Annotated in this window: 6 protein-coding genes and 2 pseudogenes; 2 read left to right on the top strand and 6 right to left on the bottom strand. The window is 70.5% G+C overall.

From position 1 onward, the window contains the following. The first annotated feature begins 85 nt into the window (after window positions 1-85). Window positions 86-937 (top strand): FkbM family methyltransferase, encoded by an 852-nt coding sequence (locus IO33_RS0104335; protein WP_051926389.1) that lies wholly within the window; start codon window positions 86-88, stop codon window positions 935-937. Here the strand turns inward: IO33_RS0104335 and IO33_RS54010 are convergent. Beyond that, window positions 877-1,044, bottom strand: a pseudogene (locus IO33_RS54010) (DUF6624 domain-containing protein); the annotation flags it as partial. The gene IO33_RS0104335 and the pseudogene IO33_RS54010 overlap by 61 nt on opposite strands. 720 nt (window positions 1,045-1,764) lie before the next feature. On the opposite strand from IO33_RS54010, the gene IO33_RS0104330 reads away from it, so the two are divergent. After that, window positions 1,765-9,852, top strand: a complete 8,088-nt coding sequence (locus IO33_RS0104330; RefSeq protein ID WP_031160384.1) for a type I polyketide synthase — start codon at window positions 1,765-1,767, stop codon at window positions 9,850-9,852. Window positions 9,853-10,181: 329 nt separating this feature from the next. Here the strand turns inward: IO33_RS0104330 and IO33_RS0104325 are convergent, their stop codons facing one another. From IO33_RS0104325 to IO33_RS0104310, 5 genes and pseudogenes are all read right to left on the bottom strand, one after another. Beyond that, window positions 10,182-11,177, bottom strand: coding sequence for a hypothetical protein (locus IO33_RS0104325; RefSeq protein ID WP_031160382.1), 996 nt, complete (start codon window positions 11,175-11,177; stop codon window positions 10,182-10,184). Between the two features lie 247 nt (window positions 11,178-11,424). After that, a pseudogene (locus IO33_RS52135) lies at window positions 11,425-11,900 on the bottom strand (SAM-dependent methyltransferase); the annotation flags it as partial. A gap of 9 nt (window positions 11,901-11,909) precedes the next feature. Further along, window positions 11,910-14,492 (bottom strand): RNaseH domain-containing protein, encoded by a 2,583-nt coding sequence (locus IO33_RS50265; RefSeq protein WP_157857792.1) that lies wholly within the window; start codon window positions 14,490-14,492, stop codon window positions 11,910-11,912. Next, window positions 14,489-17,851: a hypothetical protein gene (locus tag IO33_RS0104315; protein WP_157857791.1), complete on the bottom strand. Its 3,363-nt coding sequence runs from the start codon at window positions 17,849-17,851 to the stop codon at window positions 14,489-14,491. The genes IO33_RS50265 and IO33_RS0104315 overlap by 4 nt, the downstream gene beginning before the upstream one ends. Further along, the gene (locus IO33_RS0104310) at window positions 17,848-19,017 is read right to left on the bottom strand and encodes a restriction endonuclease-related protein (protein WP_167349430.1); all 1,170 of its coding nucleotides are present in this window, start codon (window positions 19,015-19,017) and stop codon (window positions 17,848-17,850) included. Before IO33_RS0104310 ends, IO33_RS0104315 begins: the two co-directional genes overlap by 4 nt. Window positions 19,018-19,152: the final 135 nt, after the last annotated feature.

The following is a 19,152-nucleotide window of genomic DNA, read 5'->3' as shown; positions in this document are numbered from 1 at the left end:
CTGAAAGCAGAGATCGGATGGGGTGCGGCCGAAGCGGGACGTGCGGGCTGGATTGTTGGCCTCAACCCTGATACATCACCTCGTCATGGCCATGAAGGCAATGGAACTGCACTGCATCAACCGTTGGGAGGCGTCCTTCCTGCGCGAGGAGGTGGGCGGCTATTTCGCCCACGGCATCGAGTGCAGGCCGGGCGCGACGGTACTCGACGTGGGCGCCAACATCGGTGTGTTCTCGGCGGCCGTCTATGAGCGGCTGGACGGGAACGTGCGGATCTACGCGTTCGAGCCGGTGCCGCCACTCCACGCGACGCTCGACCGCAATGCCCGCGAGTTCTTCGACGGACGTCTGACCGCGCTCCCCTACGGCCTGGCGTCCCGTGAGGACGAGCTCGATTTCAGCTATGTTCCGGCCGCCACGATCTTCTCCTCCTCCTCGCGGGATCAGGGGAACATCGAGGCTGAGCGGCGGCGGGTCACCGCGAGCGTCGTCGAGATGATCCGCCAGGGCGGCCTGGGACCGGTCCTGCGCCGCGTACCCGCTCCCCTCCTCACTCTTCTCGTCAGCCGCAAGCTGCGGGTGATGCGGCGGCTCGAGACGCACCGGGTGAAGGTCAGGCCCCTGTCATCAGCGCTCGACGAGCAGGGCATCGACCACATCGACCTGCTCAAGATCGATGTGGAAGGCGCCGAACTCGATGTGCTCAAAGGCATCGAGGAACGGCATTGGCCGCTGGTCCGCCAGGCCGTCGTCGAGGTGGAGCGCTGGCAGCAGAACCACGGCACGGTCTGCGAGATCCTCCGCACGCACGGCTTCACGGTGAGCACGGAGCAGGATTCGGTGCAGCAGGCCGGCGACATCGGCATGGTGTTCGCGCTGCGCTCGGGCTCTTCGCAGGGCCACGGAACCGGCGCCCCGCCCTTCACGCCGGCGATCTGAGTGCCGTAGACCTGCCTACGGCCCTCGTCGACCAGCGTGCGGTCGCGCAGGAAGGCCGGCTCACGCGGGCCGGCCGAGCCTGCCGACACCGCCTGCTGCATCATCCGGCGAGGTCATCGCTGTTCGCGCGGGGGAAGTGCGCGCTTGTCGAACCTCGTGGCCGCATCTGGGTGGACGCGGCCCAGCCGGCCCCTTTCCTCGTTCGTGGAGAAGTCACCCGACCCGCCGGACAGCCCCTAGCCTGCTGCCCAGGGGGTGTTCATGAGCGACCGGGACCTGTCCGAGTACGAACAGATGTGGACCACTGAACGCGATCAGTGGCTGCTTCTCCGGACCGACGCAGGCTACTTGCCGATCCTGAAGGGTGATCCGCCGATGGCCGAGGTCATCTGTGACGACGACCTGGCGGGCCTCGTGGTCGCGAGAATGCTTGCCGAAGGAATCGCAGTTGTAGACGCTCCCGGTAGGGGAGATCCTCACCCGCGAGCAGGGGGCCAAGCGGCGCATCGCGCACATCGTCCACGCCCTCCCCGCGGCACAACGAACCCGCGATGAATTCCACGGCCTTCGCGTACGCGCGGACGAGGACGGGAAGCGCGTGCGCGGGAACCGGCAGACCAGGAGACGGCGGTCATCGACACGGGCAGCGCTCTTCGCGGTGCTCTCGGCCGTCCGAGAGCGAAGTGTCGGACAGCACCCTGCCGCACCGGACAGCGCATCCGTGGACCTGCCTGGCCGAGCACGCGGTACGCCCAGGGCGCGCCCCGTTGTGCGTGCGGTCGACCGACGTACTGTGTGCCGTGACCAACGCAGTCAAAGGGGTGGGGATGCCTGAGTTCCAGGGCGAGTTGGTGCGTGCGCTGCCCGGAACGTTGCGGGGACACTCGGCCCGGCTGGGAGGCAAGACCGCCTACCGCGATGCCCGTCGATCCGTCACCTACCGGGAGCTGGAAGAACGCACGGGCCGGCTGGCCGGGCATCTCGCACGGCTCGGGGTACGGCGCGGGGAACGCGTCGCCCTCGCCCTCGGCAATCGCGTGGAACTGGTGGAGGCATGTCTCGGCGTCCTGCGGGCCGCGGCGGTAGGCGTGATACTCAACACCGGCGCTTCCGATGAGGAGTTGGCGTACTTCCTTGACGACAGCGGCGCGACCGTCGTCCTCACCGAGGAGGAACTGCTGCCGCGGGTCAACCCGCTGGCATCCGCCCGGCCCGGGACGCGCGTGGTCGTCGTCGGCCAGGGGGACGTGCCGCACGATGCGCTCGGGTTCGAGGACCTGGTCGGCACCGATCCGGGCCGTCCGCCCCGCGACGACCTCGGCCTCGACGACCCCGCCTGGATCCTGTACACCTCGGGCACCACCGGGGAGAGCAAGGGCGTCGTCTCCACACAGCGCTCCGCGCTCTGGTCGGTGGCGGCGGCCTACGTGCCGGCATACGGGCTGGCGGAACATGACCGGCTGCTGTGGCCCCTGCCGATGTTCCACTGCTACGCCCACTCGCTGTGCCTGCTCGGGGTGGTGTCGGTCGGTGCCAGCGCCTATCTGCTGGAGCGGGGCGGGAACGTCGCCGAGGCGCTCACCACCGAGCCGTTCACCATGGTGGCCGGGGTCCCCGCCACCTACCGTCTGCTGCTGGACTCGCTGCGGCGGACACCGGCTGCCGTGCCCTCCTCGCTGCGGTTGTGCGTCACGGCGGGCGCACCCTGCCCTCCGGAGCTGAAGGCCGAGGTCGGGGGCGTACTCGCGGCCCCGCTGCTCGACGGCTACGGCTCGACCGAGACCTGCGGCAAGATCGCCGTCAACCGCCTCGACGGGCCCCGCGACGACGACTCCAGCGGTCCTCCGCTGGAGGGGCTCACCGTCCGGCTGGCCGACCCGCGCACCGGTGCCGAGCTCGCCGACGGGGACGAGGGGGAGATCTGGGTCCGCGGTCCCAGCCTGATGACCGGCTACCACAACCGTCCCGACGCCACGGCCGAGGTGTTCACCGACGGCTGGTACCGCACCGGAGACCTCGGCCGTCGCCTGCCGCACGGCTCTCTCCGCGTCACCGGCCGGGTCAAGGAGCTGATCATCCGGGGCGGTCAGAACGTCAACCCGTCCGAGGTGGAGCAGGCGTTGCTCCTCTGCCCGGACATCACCGACGCTGCCGTGGTCGGCAGACCGCACGACGTCCTGGGCGAGGTACCGGTCGCCTTCGTCGTCCCGGGACCCGATGGCATAGACCTGGCGCGGGCGCTCGAGGTCTGCCGGGCGCGGCTGTCCGGTTTCAAGGTGCCGGACGAGGTCTACGAGACCGAGTCCGTACCCCGCACCCCCTCCGGCAAGGTCGTCCGGGCGGCGCTCGCCGAGCAACTGGCGCAGCGGCTCGCGGCGGAGCGGCAGACCGCCTCGGCCGAACTCCGCGCGCGGCTGTCGGCGGTGCCCGACGCCGTCCTCGACCTGGTGCTGGAGCACACGGCGCGGACGGCCGACGTGCCCGCGCAGCAGCTGGACCCCGACCGGCCGTTCACCGCGCTCGGGCTCGCCTCGCTCGGCGGTGTGCTGCTGCGCGACCGGCTGGGCACCGCGGCCGGTCTCGATCTGCCCGCGACGCTCGTGTTCGACCACCCCACACCCGTCGCCGTGGCACGACTCGTGCACGACGCGCTGCGCGGCGAACACCGCGCCGGGGCGACCGGCGCGTCCGACGGCGAAACGGGCACGGAGCCCGGGGAGCCGATCGCCGTCGTGTCCATGGCCTGCAGATATCCGGGCGGTGTGGAGTCCCCGGAGGACCTGTGGTGGTTGCTCGCGGACGGCATCGACGCGACGTCCGACTTCCCCGCGGACCGCGGCTGGGACGTGGCCGGGCTGTACGACCCCGATCCCGATCGCCTCGGCACCTCCGTCACTCGACGGGGCGGCTTCCTGCACCGGGCCGCCGAATTCGACGCCGCGTTCTTCGGCATGTCGCCCCGTGAGGCACTGGCCACCGATCCTCAACAGCGGTTGCTGCTGGAGACCGGCTGGGAGCTCCTGGAGCGGGCGGGCCTCGACCCGTCGGGGCTGCGCGACAGCGACACCGGTGTGTTCGTCGGTGTCATGCACAGCGACTACGCGGGGCGTCTGCTGCACCAGGCGGGGCACGAGCTGGAGGCCCATCTCGCCCTCGGATCGGCGGGCAGCGTGGCCTCCGGCCGGATCGCGTACACCCTCGGCCTGCGCGGGCCGGCCGTGACCGTGGACACGGCGTGCTCGTCCTCCCTGGTGGCGATCCACTCGGCCGCGCGGGCCCTGCGCGACGGCGAGTGTTCGCTGGCCGTCGCCGGCGGGGTGACCGTGATGGCCACGCCCGCGCCCTTCCTGGCGTTCAGCAGGTTGCGCGGACTGGCCCCGGACGGCCGGTGCAAGCCGTTCTCCGCGGCAGCGGACGGCACCGCCTGGGGCGAGGGGGTCGGCCTGGTACTGCTGGAGCGGCTGTCCGACGCACGGCGCAACGGGCATCCCGTGCTGGCCGTGCTGCGCGGTTCGGCTGTAAACTCCGACGGCGCCTCCAACGGTCTGACCGCGCCCAACGGGCCCGCACAGCAACGGGTGATCCGGGCGGCACTCGCCGACGCGGGCCTGTCCCCGGCGGATGTCGACGCCGTCGAGGCGCACGGCACCGGCACCGCGCTCGGGGACCCGATCGAGGCACAGGCGCTGCTGACCGCATACGGTCCGGGCCGGCCCGCCCAACGCCCCCTGTGGCTGGGCTCGTTGAAATCCAACCTCGGTCACACGCAGGCCGCGGCCGGAGTCGGCGGCGTCATCAAGACGGTCCTCGCGATGCGGCACGGCATCCTCCCGCGCACCCTGCACGCGGACGAGCCGTCGCGCCGGGTGGACTGGTCGTCGGGCAGCGTACGGCTGCTGACCCGACAGGAGGAGTGGCGGCCGGAGGCCGGGCGTCCCCGCCGGGCCGCCGTGTCGGCGTTCGGGATCGGCGGAACCAACGCGCACGTGATCCTGGAGGAGCCCGAGCCGACGCGCGCCACCGTCCAGAAGCCCCATGACCGGGCGGCCACACCTCCGCTGCTGCTTTCCGGCGCGAGCCCGGCCGCCTTGCGGGCTCAGGCCGAACGGACCGCCGCCGCCCTGCGCGAACGACCCGGACTCGACCCGCTCGACGTGGCGTTCACCCACGCCACCGCCCGGGCCGCGCTCCCCCACCGGTCCGCGCTCGCCGCCGACGACCGCGCGAGCCTGCTGAGCGCCCTGGACGCCCTGGCCGAGTCAGCCGAGCCGCACGCGGGCGCCGTCGGCCGACTCGCCCTGCTGTTCACCGGCCAGGGCGCCCAGCACACGGGTATGGGCCGCGAGTTGTACGTCGCCTTTCCGGTCTTCGCCGGCGCCTTCGACGCCCTGTGCGAGCGCTTCGACGCCCATCTGGACCGCCCGCTGCGCCCGGTGCTCTGGGAAGCCGACGAGGGCCGCTTGCTGGATCGTACGGACTTCGCCCAGGCCGCGCTGTTCGTCTTCGAAGTGGCCGTGTTCCGGCTGCTGGAGTCCTGGGGCGTGCGGCCGGACTTCCTGGCCGGGCACTCCGTCGGCGAACTGGCCGCGGCTCACGCCGCGGGCATCCTGTCCGAGCAGGACGCCGTGCACCTGGTCGCCGCCCGTGGACGGTTGATGCGGGAGCTGCCCGGGGGCGGCGCAATGGTGGCGCTGGACGCCACCGAGGCAGAGGTGGCACGCAGGCTCACCGACGGGGTGGAGATCGCGGCCGTGAACGGCCCGCGCGCGGTCGTCGTCTCCGGCGCGGAAGAGCCCGTCCTCGCGCTCGCGCAGGAGTTCGCCGCGTGCGGGCGCCGCACCACCCGACTTCGGGTCAGCCACGCCTTCCATTCCGCGCTGATGGAGCCCATGCTCGCCGAATTCGGCCGTGTCGCGGGCGAGTTGACCTACCACACGCCTCGCATACCGGTGCTCTCGGGCCTGACCGGCCGACCGGCGACCACCGATGAGCTGCTCTGCGCCCGGTACTGGGTACGGCACGCCCGGGAATCCGTGCGCTTCGGGGACACCGTGCGGTGGCTGGCGGACGAGGGCCGGGTGACGGCCTTCGCCGAGATCGGTCCGGATACCCGGCTCACGGCCCAGACCATGACGAACCTCGCCGACTCCGGCGACGGCCTCCTGTGCACGGCCATCGTCCGCCGCGCCGCCACCACCGAGCCCGAGCCGCGAACGCTGTTCGCCGCGCTGGGCCGGCTCCATGTGCACGGCCTGCCGGTGGACTGGCGGCGGGTGTACGCGGACAGCGGCGCCCGCCACGTCGCCCTGCCGACCTACCCCTTCCAGCGGCAGCGCTACTGGCTGCCCGGCACCACCACGAACGCCGGCGCCGCTCACGGCCACCCGGTGCTCACCCAGTCGACCACCGTGCCGGGCACGGACCGCCTGCTGTGCGGTGGGCTGCTGTCCGGTGCGGCCCAGCCGTGGCTGCGTGACCATGTCGTCGCCGGGCACACTCTCGTGCCCGGCGCCGCGTTCGCGGACATGGTGCTGCAAGCAGGCGACGCGTGCGGTCTCGACGTACTGGAGGACCTCGCCCTCCTGGCCCCGCTGCCGCTGCCCGCCGCCGACCGGGACCGGATCCAGGTCCAGGTGGTCGTGGGAGAACCGGACGGCACCGGCCGCCGTACCGCTGACGTGTACAGCCGGCCCGAGGACTCCGGCGCACTCGGCGCCTGGACCCACCACGCGACCGGGCGGCTCGGCCCCGCCGCCGAGACCCGGGACCAAGCGGCGGCCGCGCCGGCCGCATGGCCGCCACCGGAATCGTGGCCGCCGCCGGACGCCACGGCCGTCGATCTCACCGGCGCCTACGAGCGGCTGGCCGCCGTCGGCCATGCGTACGGGCCGGCGTTCCGGGCCGTCAAGGCCCTCTGGCGGCGCGGCGAGGAACTGTTCGCCGAGGTCGGCCCGGTGCCGGGGGCGCAGGCCCGGCGCCACGCCATCCATCCGGCGCTGCTCGACGCCGCCCTGCACGCCGCGCTGCTCATCGACCCGCCCGCCGGCCAGGTCCGGATGCCGTTCGCCTGGCGGGGGATGGCGCTGTACGCCGGCGGGGCCACGGAGTTGCGCGTACGGATCAGGACGGCCGGTCCCGACACGGTCGGCGTGGACCTCGCCACACCCTCCGGTGCGCCGGTCGCCCATCTGGAATCGCTGACCACTCGCCCGGTCCCGCACCAGGGTGTCGCACCGGTCGGAGATCTGTACCGGCTGCGCTGGACGGGTCTGCCGGTCCCGGCGCAAGCAACCCGCCTGTCGGTGACGGACCCCGACGACCTGGGCCTGGCCGGGGTGCTCTCAGGGGTGCTCTCAGCGGAGAGTGTGGCGGACACGGGGGCGGCGTCCCGCGCCGAGGACGTACCGGAAGCCGGCGTGGCGGCCCGGGCGGCAGACGTACCGGAAGTCGTCGTGGCCTCCCTGGCCACCGCCGCCCCCGACGGCGACGACCCCGCCGCCGCTGCGCAGGCGCTCGCGCTGCGGGCCCTGGAACTGGCACGGACGCGACTCGCCGGCTCCGGACGGCTGGTGGTGGTGACGCGGGGTGCCGCCGACGAGGCACCGGACCTGCCCGCGGCCACGGTCTGGGGACTGCTGCGGACCGCGCAGGCGGAGTATCCCGGGCGCCTCACCCTCGTGGACGTGGACGGCAGGCCCGAGTCACTGCGGCTCGTGCCCGCTGCCGTGGCCACGGGCGAACCGCAACTGTCCGTCCGGAAGGGCCGTTTCGGCGTCCCGCGGCTGACGGCCGCCGACCCGCCCGCAGCCGGGGCGTCGTTCGGCCGGGGCGCCGTCCTGATCACCGGCGGCACCGGGTCCCTGGGCGCACTGCTGGCCCGGCACCTGGTCGGCCGGCACGGGGTGCGGCGTCTGCTGCTCGCCAGCAGGCGTGGACCGGGGGCGCCCGGTGCGCCGGCGCTGCGGGCCGAACTGGAGCGGACGGGCGCACAGGTGGACCTGGTGGCCTGCGACACCGCCGATCGCACCCGACTGAAGGAGCTGATCGCGGAGTTCGGGTCCGCCCTCACCGCCGTGGTGCACACGGCCGGAGTCCTGGACGACGGCGTGCTGGAGGCGCTGACGCCCGAACGACTGGCCGCCGTCCTGAGGCCGAAGGCCGACGCGGCCTGGCACCTCCACGAGCTGACGAAGGACCTGCCCCTCACGCACTTCGTCCTGTTCTCCTCGGCAGCCGGTCTGCTGGGCAACCCGGGCCAGGCCAACTACGCCGCGGCGAACTCCTTCCTGGACGCGCTCGCCGCGCACCGCGCCGCGCTCGGCCTGCCCGCCCTGTCGCTGCTCTGGGGACCGTGGGCCGACGCGGACGGCATGGCGGCCCGCACCGGCCGGGTCCACGGCGGCGCGATACGCCCGGTCTCCCCCGAACAGGCCCTGGCGTTCTTCGACGCCGCGCTGGCCGGCGCCGAGCCGGTTCTGGCGCCGCTGCCGCTGGACCGTACGCCCGGAGCGCTCGCCGCCGGAACTCCCGTACCACCGCCGCTGCGCGGACTGCTGCGTCCGGGCCGGCCCACGGCGTCGTCCGATCCGGCGGGCGACGACGCCCGGGGCGGAACCGAGGGCGTCTGGCGTGACCGGCTGGCTGGTCTGCCCGTCTCCGAGCGGGTGACGACACTTCAGGAGCTGATCCGCGCCGAGACCGCCGTGGTGCTCGGTCACACGGACGCGAGCGCCGTCGACCGCGGCTTTCTCGAACTGGGCCTCGACTCGCTGATGAGTGTGCTGCTGCGCAACCGGGTGAGCCTGCTGGCCGGGCTGCCGCTGGCGGCCACCGTCGTGTACGACAGGCCGAGCGTGGAGGAGCTCGCCGCCCATGTGTACGGGGAGTTGAGCGATGCCCTCCCCGAAGGGGCGCCGGACGGGCTGGACAGGGACGTGCCCGCAGCGGCACAGCCCATCGGGGGCCCCGCCTCCTCGCCGCTCGTTGCGCCTCCGGCACCGGCTGTGGCGATGCCGGCCACCTCACAGGCTCCGCGCCCGTTCCTCCCGTCCGCCCGGCGCGCGGCGCGGGGGCCCCGCGCCGGTCAGTCCCTGCCGACCCTCTACCGGAAGGTCTGCGAGACGGGCGATGTGGTCTCGGCCATGCACCTGCTGGTGACCGCCTCCCTCGGTGCGCCCTCCTTCGGCGCCGACGACGCCGGCCGGCACGAGCTGCTGCCGCTGCGCCCGGCGACCGGCGCGGGCGGTCCGGCGCTCGTCTGCGTCCCGGGCTTCGCCCCGAACCTGGGGCGGCCCTGGCACGCGGGGCTCGCCGCCTGCTTCGACGGTGAGCGGGACGTGTTCGAGCTGCGGCACCCCGGTGTCGACGACGGGGACGCCGTGGCCAGGGATCTGGAGACACTGGCCGGGCTGCACGCGGCCACGGTGCGGCGTCACCTCGGCGGCCGCCCGTACGTCGTCGTGGGCCACTCCATGGGCGGTACGGTGGCGCACGCGGTCACCGAACGGCTGGCAGCCGACGGCGCTCCGCCGGCCGGGCTCGTTCTGGTGGACACCTACCACATCACGCCGGACCGGGAAGCCGAACCCTGGCTGCTGGCCCTGCCCGCGCGGATGCCTCTGGCCATGGGCGAGCGGTTCGACGGCGTGGTGGACGACCTGGCGCTGCTGTCGCTGGGCGCGTACACCCGGATGTTCCGGGGCTGGCGGCCCCGGCCGACGGGCGTGCCCATCCTGTTCGTGCGGGCCACGCGGCCGTTGCCGGACATGCCGGAGCGGTGGCGATCTGTCTGGCCGGGCGCCCATGACACGGCGGACGTCCCCGGCAGCCATCTGAGCATGCTCGAGGAAGACGCGCGCACGACGGCCGCGGCGGTACGCGACTGGATCGGAGCAGTCGGCTCAACCGCCGGCTGACGCCTGCCGCAACCGTCTCCCACCGCTCGAAGAGCCCGTCGCCCCGCGATCGTCATCCTTGGCGCGGCCGGAGATCGTCCCTGCGGTCGTGGCCGTCTCGGACCTATCCGAGGAACGACAGACGCACCTGCCTGTTGGGATTGTCCCTGTTCGTGTCCACCAACCTCCGTTAAGACAACCCCAGCCTATCCGGATGGCAACGCACGCCGGTCCAGCCGTGGCCGTGACCTCGCGGGGTGACCACCATGGCTGAAGCATCCGCTCGGCATGCGGTGGCGGGCCGTTCCCAGCTCATCACGCCGGCGCTACGGCTTCCTTGCCGACCCGGATCACGAGTCGTAGCGTTCGGTCACCACCATCGCCGTCCCTGCGAGGACCGCTCCCGCGGGCGCCTCAGCCCACTCGGCGAGCAGCAGCGGCTTCTCGTCCACGGACTTCAGCAAGTGAGCGATCTCATCGGCAGTCGGCGCGACCGGAAGGGCGCAGCAGACCCTGGCATGGCCTGTCGCGCTGCTGTGGTTCCCCGGCTCCTCCTCGGGGTCGTCCGGCACCCAACGGCCGACCTCGATCTCCCACGAAGCCTCGTCGTCGCCTGGGCCCGGCGCTTCGATCGTCAGGTAGAAGCCGTCGGAGTCGTACGGCTCCACGAAGAGGCGACAGCTGGGGTCATCGAGTGAAGCCCACACGTCACCTCCCTGGGAGTGCGCAGTGACCAGCACCCGGAGGGCGGCGACCGCCTTCTCCCGTTCCTCCGAGGTGAATCCCGACTCACGTCGGTCGAGCTGCTCGCGCGTCTCGTCGCTCAGCGTGTCCAGCCCGTCGTCGTACTTCACGAAGGGGTGCCCGAACTCCCAGCAGCGCTCGGTCTGCGGATCCGACTCCGAGGAAGTTCCCGAGAAGTCCGCAAGTCCTGCCTGCAACCCGTGCTTCTCTGCCTCCAGTTCGGATCGGATCGCCCTGCTGACTGTGTCGGGGAGAGCTGCCACGGCACTTTCCAGGTCGGCGAGCGCCTGGTGAAGCCGCAGGCAGACGTACTCGTACCACAGGCTGTGGGCACCGCCGAGAAGAGCGGTGCGGGCGGAAGGGTCGGTCAGCGCGGCGAGGTGCGTGCGCGGGTAGTAGCCCACACGCCGTTCCCGGCGGTCGTGGATGCTGACAGGGACGGTGGCGAAGGCGGAAATCCGATTGAGGGCGTCGACGACCGGAACCGCGAGGCGAGGTTCAGCAAGACTCGTCACGGTCTTGGACACGACGCCGTCCGGACCCTCGTAGGTCGCCAGGATCTGAGTCTTTCCACGGGTGGCGTGCTGAGAGTAGATGGTCAAGGAAACGCCTTTCGGCTGTCCGGCACACGACGGCCGGACAGAACAGGTACACAGGAAGCGGGAAGGAGGTGGTGGCGAGGGCGCTTTCCGACGCTCCGTACCTCAAGATGATCGGGGGTGGCCCAGGTGCTGTCCCAGGCTCCATTCCTGCCCGCAGGGTAGACGCATCCCCTGCGCGCCGCAAACAGATACTCTTCCCTTCTCGGCGGCAGGAGGGGTAACTGCTCGCCGTGCCGGCGCCGCGCAACGACTCCTCATCGTCTTCGACGAAGGTGACGACTCCGGGCAGCATCAGCATGACCGGCTGCGAGAGATCGAGGGTCTTGGCCGCGGCGGCCAGGATCGTGTCGACGTCCCGCAGATCGGCGTCCAGGTAGTCGGTGGGGCCCTCGGGCGTGCCGACCAGCAGGGCGCGGGCGTGGACGAGCACGAGCGGGTCGTTGTCCACAAAGACCACCTGGGCGTCAGAGGCGACGCCCGGGCGACTTCGTACGTGTTGTCGGCGCTCGGCAGCCCCGTACCGACGTCCAGGAACTGTCAGATGCCCTCCTGCTCCGCCAGGTAGCGCACCGCCCGCGCGAGAAAGATCCGGCCCACCTTCACGTAATCCCTGAGCCCGGGATGCAGTACCCGGATCTGGTCGTCGGCCTCCCGGTCAACCGGGTAGTTGTCCTTGCCGTCGGTTCCCGTAGCTCCATGACGGGCACCGCACGGGCTGACTGTCCAATAGCGCTACACGTCATGCTGTGTTTCCTCGGCCTCGGTCGTGACGCTGGGCTCGACACTGGGACCGCGGTATTCGGGGTGGGCGCGGTCCATGGCGCCGGCGACATGCAGCGGGAACGGGTGGCGGGTACGCGCATCCCAGGCCAAGGACTGGTGACACAACTGGGCTGCGAGGGCAGCGAGTTGTTCCGGGTCCCGGCCTCCGGCGTGGGGGACGGCGATCTGAGTAGCTGTGAAACTGTGCCAGTCCTTGCGCTGGAGGGCCCAGTCGTCCTTGGGAAGGGTGAAGCGGGTGTAGACGCCGCCGATGCTGCCGGCTTGTCCGAAGCCATCGTAGGTACGGGACGCCTGAGCGATGTACCAGCTGGTGAGGCCGGTGCTGGTCCTGCGCCTGTAGAGGCGATCTTGGGGCTTGGGCGGGCGTTTGGGGCTCTTGCGGGGGCTGGCGGTGTTCTCGACCGGGGCGGGCACTTCGCCGTAGGAGGTGTTGATGGCGATCACGGCGACGGAACGTGTGGGGGTGCGCAGGTCATCCCCCGGCAACACCCTCCTGCCGAAGTGGACGTTCTGGAGGCCAGGCCAGATGGTGCGGCAGGCTTCCGTGTCCACGAAGATGATCAACGGGCGATCGGAGGGAAGGATCTTCAAGGCGGAATCGATGTGCTGACGTGCCAGCAAGGCGCCCTCTTCGTGACGTGCGTGCCCTTCGCGGCCGATCGCGCCCCGGCCGAAGGCCGCTTCTGCTGCGGCTTGGGGCCGCCAGTCGTGGCTGTTGTGGTCGTAAGACTCCATGTGCCACGGACGGTCTGGATCCCTGCTGGTGTGGAGCGCTGTGAGGACTTCGACCATTTGCGTGCGGTCGGCGGCGCCGGGCCGGCGGTTGCTGATGCGCTGCTGGCGTAGGTGGATACCGACCAGGATGGGTTCGTCGGCCAGGTCGGTGACGTGGCGGAGACGATCGTCCACGCAGCCGAGCCGGAACATGAGGTCCCGCAGGGCGTTGATCGCCTTGTAGTCCTTGGGAGGTTCGGCCTCGTCGTCCGTTTCTGCTTCCGCCACCTCGTCGGGTTCGGGCGTCGTCTGGCGGGCCAAGAACTGGGAGACGATGTCGCGCTCGTACAGGGCACGGCGCAGGTCGCGTTTGTGGTCGTGGCGGTGCTGACCCGCTTCGCGTTCGCGTTTGGTTGGCTTGGGGTTCCAGATGGTTTCGACCCAGGCGCCGTTCAGGGTGCCGTCCTCAAGTTGGTCCAGGAAGGCGAGTTCGTCGTGCCAGTCGACGCGGTCGGGGCGGTCGAGGGCCGGCAGGCGGTGAAAGCGGACGAAGAGCCGTTCGCTGAGGCGGTGGTCGGTGTAGTCGCTGCAGTCAAGCGGCTGGTCAGGGGTGTCCGTGTAGGGGGCTAGGGCCTCGGTCATCCTCCGGCGCGTCGTGCCGTCGCTGTAGAGAGCGATGATACGAACGGCTTCGCTGCCGGTGGCGGCGAGGGCGTGGTCGAGATCGGCGCGGGCGATCGAGCCCTTGGTCGGGCGGGTCAGCTCGACGGGGGTCGGTTCGAAGCCGACTTGGATGATCTTGGGGCGCTTGAAAGTCTCGTTGATGTGATCGGCGAGGATCTTGTTGAAGCGGGTTCCGACACCTTTGCCGAGGACGTGCGGCACGGGACCCGGAACGAGGGCGCGCATCTGGCCGCGGAGCTCGGCGAGATCGTCGTTGGTGGGCCAGGCGGTGAAGTCCATGCCGCAGGCGTCGAGGACTTCGGCGGCGTAGTTGCGGGCGTAGGGCACCCACTCGCCGTCGTTGTTCTTGGTGTGGCCGATCGGCATCCGCAGCAGCGTGTTCTTGTTTGTGCCGTGCTCGATGAAGGCGGTGCGGGTACTGGCCCAGTGGGTGGCCAGGCGGCTGAACGTGGGCAGTACGTGGAGGGCAAACATGGGCTCGCCGGGCTGGGTGACGACACGGAAGTCCAGTTTGTGCAGCGCGTATCCGGTGCGCTTGGGCTTCAGGGTCGTCCTCTTCGTGACGTCGTCCCAGCTGATGAGGCTGCCCTGGGTGTCCATGCGCCAACGGATTCGGCGCATCCGGGGGCCGTCGGGGGCGGGCAGGGGCGTGCGGGCCAGGCGCTGCGCGAAGTTCCAGGCCGCGACGCGGTAGAACCAGCCCGGGGCGTGCGGGATGCCGTCCTCGGCGCCACGGACGTAAGAGGCTAGATCGGGGTGTTCGACTTCGGCGGCGGCCAGCAAGGGGGCGAGCGTGTTGGCGTCCTCGCCCTTGCGTACGCAGCGCTCCCACTCTCTGACCGCAGTGAACAAGATCCATGGGTCGAAGGGCCGAGTGGTGACGGCGACGGCGGGCTGGGCGAATTCGTCGTCGACAGGCTCGTAGCTGTGTGGCATCAGAACGACAGGCTGGCCCGACACCGCGCTGAGCGCGGAGGCCAGCCCGGCATACGGAGGGCGGCGCGGCTTTCCGTTCTTGGCGTCGCCGTAGCTGGGCAGGGAGCTCCACGCCTCCCCGAACTCGCGATTCAGGGGGTAGAGCGTGATCTTCCCGAGCCCGCTGTACGGGAAGAGGAAGGCCAGGGTGCTGATCATCGGGTGGTCTCCCGGATGTGGCGGTCGGCGAAGCGGAAGAAGGCGTTCAGGGTGGTGCCGTAGTAGCGGCGCATGAGGGGCAACTCGTCGCTCCGGGCCCATTGGGAGCGCAGCTCGCGGATGAGGTAGGGCAGGTCGGAGTTGCCGCTTGTGTCCAGGAAGGCGGCGTCGACGAGTTTGATGCGGCCCGGCGTGCCTCCGCGCCGGGCGCGGCCGACCAGCTGGATGAGGCTGATGATCAGCTCGGCGGCGATGGCTCTCTTGGCGCGGGGCGGCAGGGAGCGGAAATAGCGCTCGCTGGTGATCAGCTTTTCGAAGTAGTGGCCCGCCACCGCGCGGCGCCGCTCAAGCTCGGTCCAGGGCTCACTGCTGGTCTCCTTCTCGTCCAGGGCCCGGGCACCGACGTGGGCGAGGAGTTCGTCGGGTTCGTCGACCAGCGGAACGGGGCGGATGGCGAGCCAGATGGAGCCGATCGCGGACTTGTTGGACTGCGGCGCCAGAATGTTCAGTCCTCGTTCGGCCCGGCCCAGCGGAGCGATCAGGATCCGGGCCTTGGGCAGCCGGGTGAACGATTCCAGCTGGTCGCCGGGGATCTCGTGCCAGAGAGGTTCGCCCCTCTCGTCGTGACGGGCCACGGGTTCGTCGTCCGGACGAGGCCTGACAGCGACCGCGATGAGTCCGGGTTCTGCTCCGGCAGCTAGCAGGCCGTCGCGCAGGTGCTGGCAGCTGTCGTACGAGGTGGTGACGAGCAGGATGGAGTCCTGAACACGGCGCTTGCTCAGACCTCCGAGATCCTTCAGCTCGCCACGCAACCTGGGCCACATGCGTCGGCCCAGAAGACGCGTGGCCTCGATCCGGTCCTTGCCCGTGATGCCAGAGATTCTCAGCATCTCTTCACCCAGGCCGGGGAAAAGCTCGGCCTCGATGCTCACCCCGTGATCGACGTCGTCGGGTACCCACCAGGTGGGAACGGCGTGCACGTGGTGGCGGTGCGCACCGGGCGCGTACGCGGTGGCGGACAGGCCCAGCACGACACGCTTGTGGCCGCTGTGTGCCAGGGCGGTGATCTGGCCCAGGGTGGTGACGTAGGTGTGCGGGTCCCCGCCGAAGGCCGCCACGCTCAGCCGGGTGTCTTCCGGCACCCCAGTCCTGACGTCCTCAGTGAAGGCGAACATGAGCCGTCCCTGCGGACCATGCGGGATGGCCCGCCACGCACTGAAGGGCCCGAGCACGTCGGCGATGTCCCGTGCCGCCTCGACGCCAGCCAGCTTGAGCTGCTGCGCGTTGTGGACGAAGCGGTACAGCAGCAGCCGCAGCGGTTCGAGGAAGGCTCGGCGCAGCATCCGGTCCAGCACGTCGGCGCGCACCTGCTGATTGGGCACCCAGGGGGCAAGCCTCTGCTCCAGCTGCTTGCGCACGTGGGACAGGGATCCGGCATCCGCGTCGGGGGCGATGACATCCCGCAGGAGCTCGGCGAACGGATGCAGATGCTCGGGCAGCGCCGTCACTTTGATCTTGCGCTCGTACAGGGCGGCGAATAGACCACGCTCCGCCGTATCTGGCGAGAAGCCGCGCTCTTGCGTGGTCACCTGCTGGTCGTCGTTGGCGAGCAGGGCACGCAGCTGGGTACTGATCCACCCGTCCCAGCGCTGCGGAATGATCCAGCGTCGCTCCTGAGCCGGACGCCCCGACTTCTTCGGACTGCGGCTCCTCTTCTTCGCTTCTTTCCGGTCGCTCGGGCCGAGAGCGCCATGGGCGAGGTGGCTGGTGTAGGTCTCGGCGAGCCAGCGAGTACGCATCAGCGTGTTGCGCATGCTCTCGTCCAGGGCCGGCCGCACCCGCCCGAAGGCCTGGATGAACTCACCGTCGAGCCTCAGCAGCGGGCGCTGGTCCTGGCGGTTGCCCCAGGCCAGAGTGAGTCCCCTGCCGGCCCGGCCCAGGACGAAGGACTGGAAAGCGTCCACTTCGTCCAGAGCGGTGAACTGGCAGCGCCGCATGATCAGTTCCTCCACCGTCATCCGCTCGACGATGGCACCGGAGTCGACCTGGACCGGGATATGCAGATGCCCCTGGTAAAAGTTCGCGTGCGTGGTGACGATGATCTGCGCGGTGCAGGCCTGCCGGGCCAAACGGAACTTCCCACACACAGTACGGAACGGGCAGGCGCAGGTCCCCTGCCGCCGCACCTTCGAGCCCCGGCCTGATTCCGGCGCGCCGACGGGCCGATACGGGACCAGGGACATGCAGGACTCATGACCGGGTACCCAAGCATCGACCTCGTCGTCGACGGTGGCCAGTGACGGCAGGGCGCAGCCGTATCCGAGCCGGTCCTCCGCCCACTTGATGAAGGACCGGTCCCTCGACTCCGCTGCCACCTGATCCAGGGCGACCATCATGCTGTTCGGCGACATCAGCGGCACAACCAGTCGCTCGGGATGCTCAACTCCGCGCGAGCGCAGGTCGTTCTCGATGCCGTAGGCCATCTTCAGCGCCGCCATGGTGGTGGGAACGGCCAGCCCCAGCGTGACGCCCTCCGCCTGGGCCCAGGAGCCCAGGCTGCGCATCAGCACGCTCTTGCCGAACCCGGTCGGGGCCTGGAGCACCTGCAGATTTCCTGCCTCGACTCGCAGCAGTTCGCCGAGCTCGACGTCGTCGCCGGTGCGCAGCTGAGCAAGCAGCGGCTCGAGGGACTCGGTACGGAAAGTCTCACCGGCTTGCTGGTCCAGCTCCCTGTTGAGGGCGAGGAACTCCTTCACCTTGAGGGTCGACTGGCCGGCCGCCGGCGCGGTGCGCACCGTGACCGGCTCGGCCTCCGGTGCCGCATGCCGCTCCTCCAGCGTGTAGTGGGCCTGGACGGCCCACGTGGAGTCGTGACCGGCGATCGGCACCCGCAGGGTGGTCACGTAGTCGCCGGGCTCGGCGTCGGGCAGCGCGCCCGAGTTCTCGGCACGCAGCCGGTCGATCTCCTCCAGTAGCACGTCGGCCAGCTCTGGGGGCAGCATGCCGTGGCGGGCGGCGAGCACCCCCTCACCCTGCAGGACATACTCGGAGATCGCCCCCGTGGCCAGGAACCGCTCCGCGTCCGTACGCAGCGACTCCTCGTTACTCAGCCGGTTGGGGCGCTGGCGCAGCATGCGGCTGATTCGCCGCTGCTCGTCGCCCGAGAGCTGCGGATACTCGGTCCACGCGTCGTACTGCCCCGTGAGCAGATAGGACACGCGCTGCAGGTCAGTGCCGACGCTGCCGTCCGCCGTCTGCAGCGGAAAGTGCTGTTGCGCGAGTGCGCACGCGCACGCGATGACCTTCGGCAGAATCCGCCGGTCTAGCTCGCTGTCCTTTTCCACCAGTTGTGCTGTCATCGCCGACCGGCCTTTCGCACCTCAGCCTTGGCTGCCTTGAGGACCTCGCTCACCAGCAGGACCGTCAGATTCGGCAGCTGTTCGGCCAGCTCGTCACGCTGCGCTTCACCCCGGTAGTCGGGAATGACGATGGTGCGTGCCGCTGGCGGCTTCCTGCGCAAGTGGTCAGCCAGTGACACCGCGCACCCGTAGTCCTTTACGTCGATCCGCAGCTCCCAGCCTGTCGCAGGGACGCGGACCAGCAGGTCGTAGCGGTCCTTGCCCGGCCAGAGTTGAACCTCGACGCCCCGCTCCCTGAGCGCGTCCAGCCTCTCGAACAGGTAGACCTCGGACACTCCGGAGACGACGATGTGGCGCCATACCGCAGTCTCCACACACATGCTTCGCTTCGGCCCCTCACGGTGGTAGGACCGGGCCGCCGGTTGCCGGGGCACGCCGCCGTCGCGTCGCTGCAACATCGGGCGTCCTTTGGCGGAGTCTGCGCGCACGAAGTACGCCGCATTGTGCAGAGGGAAGCGGCAGCGCACCTCCGAGCCGTCGACATGCATCGGCCACTGGCAGACCGGACACGGCCACCAGAACCTTCCCCGGAACACCTGATCGGCCGGGATCGGCACGTAGCGCACAGACTTGCGCATGCCGACCGCCTGACTGAAGAGCTCCGCCAGCTGCCGCTCTTCACCGGCGGGTTGCTTCACCACGAAATACCGGTGCGCGGTGTACTCCTTCTCGCTCGCCCCCTCGTTGATCTGCTGAAATGCCTCGCGCTCCACCAACTCGCCATACATCCACGCCCACGTGGGAAGCCAGCGGCGCGCCGGATCCACACCCCCGCTCAACAACTCGACGATGTCCTCGCAGCCCTCGGCGTACACGTCGTCGCTGAGCTCGCCGCCTTCGAGAACCGTCAGCGAGCCCATCGTGCTGTCGGCGAAAAGCTCGGGAGCGATCTGCGCAAGGGGATGATGCAACGCCTCGATAAGCGTGGTCGGCGTGTTCGGGCCCCGGCCCGGACCGCACACGGACATGACGACCCCGGTCATGCGAGCGATCTCCCGGCGGGCGGCCGGCTCCTCGTAACGGCAAGTGTGCGCGTACCCTGCACGGACGGCCGCGCTGGTGAGCACCCGGCGGTGATACTGCAAAACGTCAGACGACAGCGTCATCCGGCTCTCCATCTCACATCATTAAGTGACCACGACAGAGCTCTCTGTGATGACGGGATGATGCCAGGAGCTGCCGCTGCCCCGATGGAGTCACGACACGCCAAATCAGGCGCTGACCTGCCACAACTGCGGCGT

It is taken from the genome of Streptomyces durhamensis (assembly GCF_000725475.1).
Taxonomy (GTDB): Bacteria; Actinomycetota; Actinomycetes; order Streptomycetales; family Streptomycetaceae; genus Streptomyces; species Streptomyces filipinensis.
Note: the sequence above shows the minus strand (reverse complement) of the source record. Positions and strands in the feature narration are given on the sequence as shown.

What these genes read in the sequence shown, in the direction of transcription:
- IO33_RS0104335 (WP_051926389.1), top strand. Translation starts at nt 86, where the DNA reads ATGGCCATGAAGGCAATGGAACTGCACTGCATCAACCGTTGGGAGGCG.
- IO33_RS0104330 (WP_031160384.1), top strand. Translation starts at nt 1,765, where the DNA reads ATGCCTGAGTTCCAGGGCGAGTTGGTGCGTGCGCTGCCCGGAACGTTG.
- IO33_RS50265 (WP_157857792.1), bottom strand. Translation starts at nt 14,492, where the DNA reads ATGATCAGCACCCTGGCCTTCCTCTTCCCGTACAGCGGGCTCGGGAAG.
- IO33_RS0104315 (WP_157857791.1), bottom strand. Translation starts at nt 17,851, where the DNA reads ATGACAGCACAACTGGTGGAAAAGGACAGCGAGCTAGACCGGCGGATT.
- IO33_RS0104310 (WP_167349430.1), bottom strand. Translation starts at nt 19,017, where the DNA reads ATGACGCTGTCGTCTGACGTTTTGCAGTATCACCGCCGGGTGCTCACC.